Origin of the sequence: Christiangramia aestuarii (assembly GCF_009735585.1) — a bacterium.
GTDB lineage: Bacteria > Bacteroidota > Bacteroidia > Flavobacteriales > Flavobacteriaceae > Christiangramia > Christiangramia aestuarii.
This window is the reverse complement of the sequence record NZ_VJVW01000002.1, coordinates 399,560-411,280: the sequence shown is the minus strand read 5'-3', so window position 1 is coordinate 411,280 and position 11,721 is coordinate 399,560. Positions and strand designations below refer to the sequence as shown.

Annotated in this window: 12 protein-coding genes; 8 read left to right on the top strand and 4 right to left on the bottom strand. The window is 40.6% G+C overall.

Annotation, left to right across the window (positions count from 1 at the left end):
* Window positions 1-31: 31 nt before the first annotated feature.
* On the bottom strand, window positions 32-688 hold the full coding sequence (locus FLP08_RS05860; RefSeq protein ID WP_156275678.1) for a queuosine precursor transporter: 657 nt from the start codon (window positions 686-688) through the stop codon (window positions 32-34).
* 154 nt (window positions 689-842) lie between these two features.
* Between FLP08_RS05860 and folK the strand changes: the two genes are divergently transcribed.
* Window positions 843-1,979 (top strand): 2-amino-4-hydroxy-6-hydroxymethyldihydropteridine diphosphokinase, encoded by a 1,137-nt coding sequence (folK, locus tag FLP08_RS05855; protein WP_156274969.1) that lies wholly within the window; start codon window positions 843-845, stop codon window positions 1,977-1,979.
* On the opposite strand, the gene FLP08_RS05850 is transcribed toward folK, so the two are convergent.
* Complete coding sequence (locus FLP08_RS05850) at window positions 1,976-2,521, bottom strand: RNA methyltransferase (protein WP_156274968.1); 546 nt, start codon at window positions 2,519-2,521, stop codon at window positions 1,976-1,978. The two genes, folK and FLP08_RS05850, sit on opposite strands and share 4 nt — an antisense overlap.
* A gap of 187 nt (window positions 2,522-2,708) precedes the next feature.
* On the opposite strand from FLP08_RS05850, the gene FLP08_RS05845 reads away from it, so the two are divergent.
* The gene (locus tag FLP08_RS05845; RefSeq protein WP_156274967.1) at window positions 2,709-3,116 is read left to right on the top strand and encodes a hypothetical protein; all 408 of its coding nucleotides are present in this window, start codon (window positions 2,709-2,711) and stop codon (window positions 3,114-3,116) included.
* A gap of 98 nt (window positions 3,117-3,214) precedes the next feature.
* Here the strand turns inward: FLP08_RS05845 and FLP08_RS05840 are convergent, their stop codons facing one another.
* Window positions 3,215-4,066 carry a hypothetical protein gene (locus FLP08_RS05840; RefSeq protein ID WP_156274965.1) on the bottom strand — a complete coding sequence of 284 codons (852 nt, stop codon included), beginning with the start codon at window positions 4,064-4,066 and terminating at the stop codon, window positions 3,215-3,217.
* 375 nt (window positions 4,067-4,441) lie between these two features.
* On the opposite strand from FLP08_RS05840, the gene FLP08_RS05835 reads away from it, so the two are divergent.
* The 3 genes from FLP08_RS05835 (at window position 4,442) to FLP08_RS05825 (ending at window position 6,205) form a co-directional block, all read left to right on the top strand.
* Window positions 4,442-4,777, top strand: coding sequence for a hypothetical protein (locus FLP08_RS05835; RefSeq protein WP_156274963.1), 336 nt, complete (start codon window positions 4,442-4,444; stop codon window positions 4,775-4,777).
* A 78-nt stretch (window positions 4,778-4,855) separates the two neighbouring features.
* Entirely contained in the window at window positions 4,856-5,416 is a 561-nt protein-coding gene (locus FLP08_RS05830; protein ID WP_156274961.1) for a Pycsar system effector family protein, read from the top strand.
* Window positions 5,417-6,205 (top strand): DUF6090 family protein, encoded by a 789-nt coding sequence (locus tag FLP08_RS05825; protein ID WP_156274959.1) that lies wholly within the window; start codon window positions 5,417-5,419, stop codon window positions 6,203-6,205.
* Window positions 6,206-6,414: 209 nt separating this feature from the next.
* Here FLP08_RS05825 and FLP08_RS05820 read toward each other — a convergent pair whose 3' ends face one another.
* The gene (locus tag FLP08_RS05820; RefSeq protein WP_156274957.1) at window positions 6,415-7,938 is read right to left on the bottom strand and encodes a tetratricopeptide repeat protein; all 1,524 of its coding nucleotides are present in this window, start codon (window positions 7,936-7,938) and stop codon (window positions 6,415-6,417) included.
* A 148-nt stretch (window positions 7,939-8,086) separates the two neighbouring features.
* Between FLP08_RS05820 and FLP08_RS05815 the strand changes: the two genes are divergently transcribed.
* The 3 genes from FLP08_RS05815 to FLP08_RS05805 all read left to right on the top strand — a co-directional run bounded on the left by FLP08_RS05815 (window position 8,087) and on the right by FLP08_RS05805 (window position 11,662).
* Window positions 8,087-8,836, top strand: coding sequence for a DUF6090 family protein (locus FLP08_RS05815; RefSeq protein ID WP_156274955.1), 750 nt, complete (start codon window positions 8,087-8,089; stop codon window positions 8,834-8,836).
* A gap of 99 nt (window positions 8,837-8,935) precedes the next feature.
* Window positions 8,936-10,120 (top strand): acetyltransferase domain-containing protein, encoded by a 1,185-nt coding sequence (locus tag FLP08_RS05810; RefSeq protein WP_156274953.1) that lies wholly within the window; start codon window positions 8,936-8,938, stop codon window positions 10,118-10,120.
* A gap of 201 nt (window positions 10,121-10,321) precedes the next feature.
* The gene (locus FLP08_RS05805; RefSeq protein WP_156274951.1) at window positions 10,322-11,662 is read left to right on the top strand and encodes a DUF418 domain-containing protein; all 1,341 of its coding nucleotides are present in this window, start codon (window positions 10,322-10,324) and stop codon (window positions 11,660-11,662) included.
* Window positions 11,663-11,721 lie beyond the last annotated feature (59 nt).

Here is an 11,721-nt window from a genome sequence, read left to right as displayed (position 1 = left end):
TTATTATAAAATTTGTCTTTAATCGTTTTTTCTAAACCGTTTCGAACCTAAGCTCCTCGGCAGGTTTTAAATTGAAAAGCCTTCGAAGTCCGTAAACTGCCGCATACAGGAATGGTGTGTCCAGGGCTGCCACCAGTACCTTGAACAGAAAACCGCTTAAAAGTAGTCCGCCGAACAGGTTCCATTCGATCTTTCCAAAGCTGCAGAGCAAAAACAGCACCGAAAAAGTGTCTACGAACTGGGACAGAAATGTGGAAAAATTATTCCGCAGCCACAAATGCTTGCCTTTGGTAAGCCTTTTCCAGAAATGAAAAAGCTGAATGTCTATATACTGGGCCAGTAAATACGCCACCATAGAAGCAAAGACCGCGATGGCCGTGGCCCCGAATACCTTCTCGAAAAGGGAATTGTCTATGGGAGACCAGCTGGTCGCCGGCACTGCATCTGCCAGGTACACTATCAGTAATGAAAAGAACGAGGCGAAAATCCCTGTGGTCACCACCAGGTTCGCTTTCTTTTTTCCGTAAACCTCACTAATGATATCTGTGATCAGAAAGGTCACCGGGTATGGCAATATTCCCACCGATATTTCAAAAGTATAGATGCCGAAAAAATCCCAGTGAAAAAACTTTTGAAAGATGAGGTTGGATACGACCAGGGAAGCGATAAAAAGAGCGCTTAAAACCATGTAAATTTGATGTGCCTTAAGCTTATCTTTCGGGTAGAGTTTTGCCAAATTTTGTTATTAAGTCTTTTATCAAAATTAAGAGTATGTGCTTTTGTTTTGCTTAATTTGCTGTGAAATTATTTGGCGCTACCTATTAAAATTTTCTTAATTCGCTTTGAAATCCCCTAAAACAGTAATATTAGCAATGGGAAGCAACCTTGGTGACCGCCTAGGTTTCATGCAACAAGCCATTGAAAAGATACATGAAAATATTGGTTGGATCCTCGATCTTTCCAAAATATATGAAACACCTGCCTGGGGATTTGAAGGAAATTCGTTCCTGAATGCCTGCATCTCGGTTTCTACCAGGATGGATGCACAGCAGGTGCTGGAAGAGATCTTAAGAATAGAAACCGAACTGGGAAGAGAGCGCTCAGATTCAGGAAATTATCAGAACAGGACCATAGACCTGGATATTCTTTTGATGGAAGACGAGGTGATAGACGCCGAGAACCTGCAGGTACCACATCCCGGAATTCCGATTCGCAGCTTTGTACTAAGGCCTTTGAACGATATTTCTGCTTCAGAAAAACATCCGGTATCGGGTAAAAAATTCAGTGAGTTGCTGAAGGAGACCGGCGACACTTCAGAGATCTCGATAACTTCAGACAGGCTCCAGAAACCTGAGCTCAATTTCAATTTTCCGGGTTGTAATTATATTGCAGTAGAAGGGAATATAGGTGCCGGTAAAACCAGTTTTTCGACCATGGTTTCAGAAGACTTCAATGCCAAACTCATCCTGGAACGTTTTAAGGATAATCCCTTTCTGCCAAAGTTCTACGAGAATAAGGAACGCTATGCCTTCCCGCTGGAGATGTCCTTTCTGGCCGACAGGTACCAGCAGCTTTCAGACGACCTGGCGCAGTATGACCTTTTTAAGGATTTCGTCATTTCAGATTACGACGTTTTCAAATCCCTTATTTTCGCCAAGATCACGCTGCATGAGGATGAATATTCCCTTTACCACAAGCTTTTTCATTTGATGTATAAAGAGCTGGTAAAGCCAGAGCTTTATATCTATTTATACCAGAATACCGAGCGTTTGCTGGAAAATATCAAGAAGCGCGGCCGAGATTACGAGCAGAACATTCAGCCAGATTACCTGGTAGACATCAATAAGAGTTACCTGAATTTCATAAAATCACAAAGCAATATGAAGGTGCAGGTGATAGATATTTCAGGGCTCGATTTTGTATCGAACAGGAAAGATTATCTGTGGTTGCTTTCTGAAATCGACAAAGCGGTTAGTTAAGGATTCACCAGTTTTAATTTCGAGAAAAGGTCCCAAAGCACCACTCCGGTGCTTACCGAGATGTTCAGGGAATGCTTGCTGCCCAGTTGGGGTATCTCAATAACTCCGTCACTGGCCGATACAACTTTTTGCTGCACGCCTTTGACCTCATTTCCGAATACCACGGCCAGGGTTTTAGCCTGTTCGGGTTGGAAATCATTCAGCATGCTTGCGCCTTCCGCCTGTTCAATAGAATACACCCTTACGCCTTGTGCCCTTAATTTTTCTACCAATTGCAGGCTGTCTTCCACGTATTCCCATTCCACGGTTTCCGTAGCACCCAGCGCGGTCTTTTGAATATCCTTATGGGGTGGTTGGGCGGTAATTCCGCAGAGATAGATCTTCTGAATGAGGAAAGCATCGGCAGTGCGAAAAACAGAACCTATATTATTCAGGCTCCGTACATTATCCAGGATAACGATAATAGGCGTCTTTTCAGCTTCCTTAAATTCGTTGATGCTCTTCCTATCCAGTTCGCTGTTGCGGAGTTTTCTCTTTTCCATGCTGCAAAAATAGAAATTCGAGAGGTTTTTTCAGGGATTTATAAAGAATAGGATATCAAGGTATTATAAATTTTTAGTAAATTGAAAGAACTTATTTCGTCCCCCCATCTTTCCATGCAGCCACTTTTGTTCTGGTTCATTTATTAACTAAAACCAACAAAAGATGAGATCATTCAAAACAATCTTAATGATGCTAGCATTTGTTTTTGCGGCAAACTTCAGTTATGCCCAGGAAATGAAAGCCGAAAAGTATGAGAACCCGGAGTGGGTAAGTATCGCTTATATCAAGTTCAAGCCCATGAAAAAGGATCCGGCGATGAACATTATTGAAAACTATTTTGCCAAGGCAGACCAGGATGCCGGCATAGACGCGCCAACCGCATATCATTTAGCCTATGGTGATTATGATATGATGGTGATCTGGGATATGAAAGACGGCATAGAAACTTTGAACTGGAAAACCACCCCAGATGATGTTAAATGGATGAAGTCCATGGGCAAAATTGCGGGAGGGCAGGATAAGGCCATGGCCAAGCTTGAGGAATTCATGTCTTATGTGGAAACCTGGGATAATACTTTGGCGAGAAAAGAGTAATATCCTAAAGACTGGTTTAAAGCAAAAAAGATGGGAGCACATCCTATCTTTTTTGCTTTGAAGTTTTATTCTATTCGGCTTTAATATTAATTAACCGATTAATAGTAGGTATATTCAAATGCTGAGCTCTGATAGATACTATTATCTGAAGTGCTCCATATTTTATCCAGTCTAATTGGGTAATTATTCTCATTAAATTCATATTCGTATTTCACATATCCAATTTTCTCATTGGTGTCAGCATCGAATTCTTCAGCAGCAATCACATTGTTTTCTGAAGAGTAATTATATATGTTCCTGTAGTATACGGGTTTTAAATTACGGTAAGGATGAAAAGTGTCGTCATGGGTATATGTAAGGTAATTAGAACCAAAGAAATTGCCAGAATCTTCCATACGCGATAAATTTCCTTTTGTATCAAATTCCATGTCTACTGTGCTATCAATATAAGGAAGTTCTTCGCAGGTGCTGCTTTCCTGATCGCCATAAGAATATCTGATGATCTTGGTCACCAGGCCCTGGGAGTTATATTCAAATTCTGTCTTATCTACCATTGGTTTAACTGGAAAGCTGTCATTTTGACTAGTCATAGAAATATCGGTACACACCCGGGCGATCCTTTCACCTTCATAGAAAAGGGTGGAAACCTCTTCTCTTTCATCTCCAAATGGATCTACCAGTGAAAGGGTGAAATATTCCATCCTACCGTTTTCATCATAGAAATACTCAAAATTACCAACACCTTCATGAACAGAATTGAATTCGATTTTCGAGATGGTATTATCCGGATTATAATAATAGGTGGTTTCCTTTTCAAGTGCACCAAAGAAATATTCCTTTTCAGATTTTATAAGACTGCCTTCAGAAGATGTCGTATCCGGCACCTCCGGACTATCTGAGGAACATGAAAAAATAAAAGGGAGGGCTACGAGTAGAAGAAATTTGCGCATGCTGTGACTTATTAAATGAATAATTGATTTTTTGCCGGTAAAATTGTAAGTCGTTAGATGTGAAGGGTATAGTAATATATAAAATAATAACGGTTGAAACTAAAAAATTTAGAGGCCTTATTTTAGATCACATTGCTTATTTGGAAACCGGCCGAATCCAGGAGGTGAAATAAAATTTTAGGCTGATCCTAAATTCAAATTATTCAGTGTTTAGAAAAATAGATATAAGTGTTAAGTGTTTGTTTACTAATTATTTAGTAGATTAGAAGTGATCTTGAATGATGCTGTGAAAAGTTCCCCAATCCTTTTTGAACTGGAAAGATTAACCGATTTGAAGCTTATAATAAATTCTGAACCCACCAAAAAAATGAAATTATGAGTAGCGAACAGCAACACTGGACCAAGGATGAACTGCAGATATATATTCTACTGCTTTGTGCAAATGCAGATTCTAATGAGACTGAAGAGGAGATCGCACTGATAAAGTCCAAGACCAGCAAGGAAACTTTTGAAAAAATGTACCAGGAGTATTCTGGCGATACCGAGGAGGAAAGCCTGGAAAAGATTCAGGATAATCTGGTAATGCACGAATATTCCCATAAAGAGATCGCAGAGCTTAGACGCGAGATGTTTGAGGTCTTCTTCTCCGATAAGAAATTCAGCATGATGGAGAATACCCTGGATAAGATCCTGGACAATATTCTTTACTAGTCTGGGCCAGAATTCTAACTAACCTAATAAAAGGCTGCCTAAAGTTTCCAGAACTGCCGGGAGCCCGTAAGTTTTATTATGGAAAAAACTGATACCAAACCTTCAGCACATTTAAAGAATAAGCATACAGATGATCTTATTGACCATTACTGGGGGAGTATAAGCTATGTTTCCAGCCTTATAAAAGCATCAGAGATCAAGGCGGGTTTAATACTTTCGTTTTACGGGATCCTCTTGAATTTTGTTTACCAGAATATTGGCCTGGTGCTCGATCATTTTGATAGTAATACCATCATTTATATTCTTCTTACCATTTGGTTTTCCTGTGCCGTGGTTTCTATTTATTACAGTATTCGTTGTTTTATGCCCCGGATAGAGTCTAAATATGACCGCAATATTTTCTTTTTTGGGGACGTAATCACCAAGTTTGGTGATATCAAGGAATTTTCGCGGACATTCTTCTCCATTAGCATTGACGAAGACCAGTTGTTCGACCAGTTAGGTCAGCAAATATTCATCAATGCCAAGATTGCAGACCTTAAATTCAGGAATGTACAGAAGGCCCTGAAGTTCCTGGCCATTCAGTTTGTATTGCTATTGGTGATCGTACTTTATTACGTGCTGGTAACTTTTATCTAAATGATCTCTTTTTTAAGGAAAATAAGGAAACGGCTTCTTGCCGAGAATCGGTTTACCCGCTATCTTCTGTATGCGGTAGGAGAGGTGATACTCGTGGTTATTGGGATACTTATTGCTTTGCAGATTAATAACTGGAATGAGAATAGGAAAACAAGAATTAGAGAAGCCTATTATATAGATCAGTTATTACGGGATTTCCAATTTAACCATTCAATTGCAGAATGGTACATTGCTTATAATGGTATACAACTGAAAAATACAGGTCTTCTTTTAAAGGCATACAAGGTGCCTCTAACTAAAAATGAAGAAAAGCAATGGTATTTTGCCTTAAGTCATACCTGGTTTCTGCCACATAGAAATTATAGCAGAAATACCTGGAATGAGCTACAAAATACAGGTTCTATCGGGATAATTTCGAATAAGGCGATAGTTCAGAATCTGGCGGCTTTTTACAGCGATTTAAAGAATAGAGAAGATTTAGAAGAAGAGTGGGGTACTTTCAATTTTCAGTTCAGGAAAAAGGTGAATGGAGTATTGGAGCATGAAATGAGGACAAAAGTACTGCAGTATACCGGAGACACTGTTGTTGGTAATAACAATCTTGAATTACCCGCGATTGATCCCTACCTGGAAAAGATGAAAAAAATTGAGGGACTGGAAGGTTTAATTAGTGATATACATATTAACAGGGATTTTGGATACGAGATGGTTCATAAAGATTTAAGGGATCAAATAGATGACCTTATTGTTCAATTAAGTAACGAAAGGAAAAGACTGGCCAATGATTAAATTTTGCTGAAAAAAGTTTTTCGAAATACATGCTTTTCGACATTGGCGAGATCGATCTTGTAATCACTGAGATCTTATCAATTCTTAATGCAACTGATTTATATTTTCTAAGATTACCCTGGTCAGAAATTTTATTCAACATTATAGAATAATAAACCCTCCAACAGATGTTGAAGGGTTCATTAGCAAAATTAGGCTTATTTTATTTTTTAACTTTGACTGCTTTCACTCACTTTTTTATTCACTTCATCCCTTATTAAGGCAAATTCTATGGAATTAAATCTTTCTTCGGCGATCTCTTCGTATAATTCCATGGCTTTCTCTTTTTCGCCTGCTTTTTCATAGATCTTGGCCATCCAGTATTCATCGTGGATATAATCTTCGTTGGTTTGCTTGATGTGTTCCAGTGCCTTATCTGTATTCCCCATATGATAGTTGATTACCGCCAGGGCCCTGTGATAAGGTTCTAATTTATCGGGGCTATTTATAGAATCTACAGCCTGCTTTATCGTCTCAGCCTTATCCATAGCTTCTTTGTATTTTTTATTGCTTACCAGAACCATGGTATCCCAGTAATTCATTAGCGCTTTTTGGTTCGCGGTAACCGCAGGGCTGTTCGCGTCGCTCACCAGTTGCTGCGAAATAGGCTTCATCCTTTCCACGATCTGCGCCAGGCGTTTGGCATCGCCATCATGCATGGCGATATGCGCCGCAGTATATGCGGCCTGATATTTACCAATGTTGCGGTTACTTTCAGGGATATCCAGACTGTCGAGAGAATTTGCTCCTTCTTCCAGGAATTTCAGCGCTTGCTTGGAATTGCCTTCGTATACAAAAGTATTTGCTTCAGCAGAAAGATTGGTGCCAAACTCACTTACTTCCCGGGCATCCTTGAAATTTTTCCGCGCCTCCTGATAATTTCCTAGAATAGAGTTGGCATGACCAGATTTTGCTAGGGCTATCTCATCTTCAGGGTCAAGCGAAGCGGCTTTTTCGTAGCTCGCAAGAGCCTGGTCCAACTGGTCCTGATCGCGGTGATAGTCTCCCATTAAAATATGTGATCGCGGGCTGTTAGGAGCGGTTTTAACCAGCATATCAAAATATTTCTTAGCCTGTTGTTTATCCCTGGGAGAATCGAAAAGGTAAGAGGAACCAAGGCTGGCCATGGCTGGAACGAACTCAGGGTTCAATTCCAGGGCTTTTTTCCAGTGTTCACGAGCCTTTTCTTCCTGGTCGTTATTATCGTAAAAAATGGCCAGGTTATCCATCGCCCGAGCCGATTTTGGATATTTTTCGACCATTTTTTTGCTTACTTCCAGCTCCCTGTCTACATCGCTCTTTACCCCGGCTTCGGTAATATCCATCATCATTTTTTCGCTTTCATTGGCCTTGTCACGCATGGCCATGAACTTTTCGCGATTGGTAGACCAGTCTTTAGCAGAGTTCGCGGTATAGGTCCTGTACATCTGGGCCGATACGAAATCTGGATCGTGCTGCAGGGCCTCGTCAAATTTGGCACGGGCCTTCCTATTGTTTCCGTTGTCGAAATACTCCATTCCTTCGTTAAAAGCCTCCATGGCTTCTTCAGAATCTGTATTTACAGGTAATTCGTTTGCCGAATAATCGGTCTTAGTTTCTACTTCTTCGTTCTTCTTTTCCGCATCCTTGCAGGAGGTCGCAAATAACATTGCGAACATTAAGACGAAAACAGGTAGTTTCTTGATGTATAACATAATTATAAATATTTGGTTGGTATAATAGTTAATAATGCTAAATTAGTGATTTTCAGGTTATAACGTATAGTTTTTGTGAGCTATGGTTATCTGAGTAAGATTTGAATTTGCATTTTTATAGAAGTAAATATTTGATCTAACCAACCGTATGATTAAAGTTTTTAGAAGTTTTCGTCGGCGCTTAATTAGAGAAAGTCGATTTACCAGGTATTTACTTTATGCCATCGGGGAAATTTTCCTGGTAGTAATAGGTATTTTAATTGCCCTGCGCATCAACAATTGGAATGAGGAAAGAAAGATAGAAGATCAGTTAAATACCTATCTATTGAAAGTTCAGAAGGAGCTGAAGATGAATATAAGTTCACTTGATTTCCAGGCCAAAATGACCGATTCACTAATTAGGCAGTTAAAAGAAAGCCTGTATATATTAAATAATAATGAAAAAGATAGCCTGGTTAAATTGGAATCAACGATCGGGGCTTTGGGAACAGATTACAATATCCAGGTGCAATTACCAAATACTATAAGGCTTCTAGAAAGGGGAGAGTTGATTAATAAAAGTCATGATACCCTGGCTTTTTATCTTATAGGAACCAGGTATTTTTTAAATGCTATCGAAGAATCGAACAAATATACCCATGATCAATATGCAAATTCAATAGAACCCTATTTTCACCAACATATTAATTACGCAGATGTTGCCTTACCGGAACATAGAGGTTTCTTGGTTTCTGGCGGTCCTGAAACTAATTATTCGGTCTTAAACGATGACCTCTACCTTTGGAATTTACTAACCTTTAAACTTGAGACAGTTTCTATACAAAAAGAGTTAATCATGAAAGTCATCGAGCTTTTTGAAAAATTTCAGGATTACCTCAATAATCGACCAGATGTGTAAAACCATTCATTTAAAAATTCTGGTGGCTTTCACTCAAGATAATTTTAAAACTAAACTGAAATCAATTAAATCAACTGTTGTATAGTAACCTGCGATCTTATGGAAAAACTCCCTGCTAAACGAATTGAATCCATAGACCTGCTTCGGGGGGTGGTCATGGTGATCATGGCCCTGGACCATGTTCGGGATTATTTCCATATCAACGCGCTCACGGGCAATGATCCTACTAATCTTGATACTACCACACCCGAACTTTTTTTCACCCGTTTTATCACTCACTATTGTGCACCCGTGTTCGTATTCCTGGCTGGAAGCTCTGCTTTTCTATACGGATCTAAAAGAACCAAAAAAGATCTTTTCAAATTCCTGAGCACCCGCGGGCTCTGGCTTATCTTTGTAGAGATCGTGATCATGAACTTCGTCTGGTGGTTCGACCCTAATTATGCGTTTATCAACCTGCAGGTGATCTGGGCCATAGGATTGTGTATGGTCTCATTGTCTTCCCTGGTTTTCTTGCCGTTGCGGGCACTGCTGGCCATAGGGCTGTTGCTGGTCTTAGGTCATAATTTACTTGATGTAATAACATACCAGGGACAAGATCTCAAAGCCATTTTGTGGTATGTCCTGCACCAGGGCGGATTTGTGCAAACTCAGGATCACTTTATCCTTATCATGTATCCTATTTTGCCCTGGATTGGAGTGATAATCCTGGGCTATGTTTTTGGCTGCTTGTATAAGACCGGATATCCGGTTGAGAAGCGTACCAGGATGCTCCTATGGCTCTGCATCAGCAGCATCCTGCTTTTTCTGATTATAAGGATACCAAATTTATATGGCGACCCCGTGCCGTGGATAGAACAGGATAATGGGGTTTTTACGTTATTATCTGTGCTAAACCTTACCAAGTATCCGCCATCCTTATCATATTTATTGATCACTCTTGGACCCGCATTCCTGTTCCTTTACCTCACTGAAAATATAAGTAACAGCATCACGAAATTCTTCCTCGTTTTTGGCCGGGTGCCTTTTTTCTATTATGTGCTGCATGTATTCGTGATCCACCTCGCGGCCATCCTGGGACTTTTGATAAGTGGAGGCAACTATAAGATCATGCTGCCATTGAACCCTTTTTCCCCTGGCAAGGATGCGCAGGATTATGGATACTCACTTTTTGTGGTATATCTCATCTGGATCCTGGTCGTCGCCTTCCTTTACTTTCCATCAAAAAGATACATGGAATACAAGATGCGAAACCGGCATAAATGGTGGCTAAGTTACTTGTAGATAAGGGGTTGTTCTGGCTTTGATTAGTTTTTGTTTCTGTAAGTGGTTAATTATAAGTAAATTAGCCGCTTTATTTCACCCTCCCTTATGGAGTCATCTGCTTTTGGTGATCTTCAAAGTCGGTATGTAGTTAATGGCCTTTAGGGTCCTGCTGCAATTACCCTTTAAGAGCTATTCTTTTTCACCAAAATCATTTAAAAAATGCAGATCAATCCAACCTCATTGACCCCCATCAAAGCATCTCAACGTATACATTCCCTCGATATCATGCGGGGAATCGTTCTCTGCGGGATCCTGCTTATGAACATTAATGGCTTCGGTCTTGCCGGCGCCTATGCCAATCCTACGGTTTCCGGCGGTGCTTCCGGATTGAACCTTTATACCTGGATTGGGACTACTATGTTCTTCGAGGGTACCATGCGGGCATTGTTCTCACTTCTTTTTGGTGTGGGAATGTATATCCTGCTTAGCCGGCTGGAACAGAAAGGTGCGGGCATACAGGCGGCCAATATCTATTTCAGGCGTTTACTGTGGTTGCTGGTTTTTGGTCTCATTCATGGATATCTGCTTTTATGGACCGGGGAGATACTGTATGATTATGCCCTGATGGGGTTCCTGGTATTTTCTTTCCGGAACTTAAAAGCCCGAACGCTATTGCTATCGGCTATATTACTGTTTGGAATAGGTACGGCCTGGAATTATTTTGAATACCGAAATGATGAAAAAATGCTGCAGAATGTCCAGCTGGCGCAGGAATATAAAAGCTCGGGCAGGGAATTAAGTACCGAAATGGAGGCAGCCACGGCCCGCTGGCAGGAGATCGAAAAAGAACGTTCTGCCGAAACCGTTGCAAATACCACGCGGAACATGCGCAAGGATTACTTTAGCGTAGTTTCCTTTCTTGCCCCAGAAAATATGGAAACCGATACTCTCTGGTTCTATCGTTACGACGTATGGGATATCCTGAGCATGATGTTGCTGGGAATCGCTCTTTTTAAATGGAACCTGTTAAGTGCCCGGAGAAGCTATAAATTCTACGGTTTGATAGGCATCATTTGTTACGCCATAGGCCTGGGGGTGAATTATTATGAGTTAAGGATCATTATGGCAGATAACTTCTCTTTTCTTGCCTATTCCAGGGCGGGTATTACCTATGAACTGGGGCGTGTTTTCGTGGCTATGGGCCATGTAAGCCTAATCATGATCTTTTGTAAAATGCCCATTCTAAACTGGTTGCAAAATTCCCTGGCGGCAGTTGGTAAAATGGCACTTACCAATTATGTAATGCATTCGGTGATCTGTATGTTCATTTTTACGGGAGTAGGTCTGGGACTCTTCGGAAAACTCCAAAGATATGAGCTCTTATACGTGGTCTTTGGGATCTGGGTCTTCCAGTTGATCTTAAGCCCTATCTGGCTCAGGTATTTCTATTTTGGTCCGCTGGAATGGGTCTGGCGGAATTTGAGCTATAAGAAAAAGCATGCATTCAGGAAAAGGCTAGGGGAAGCACCGGTTATTGCCGAAGGATCCATAGCAAAGTAGCATCCAACTTAAGTTTACGGCTTTTGGTCTAATCCCGGGACAGGTTATAAACAATTAAT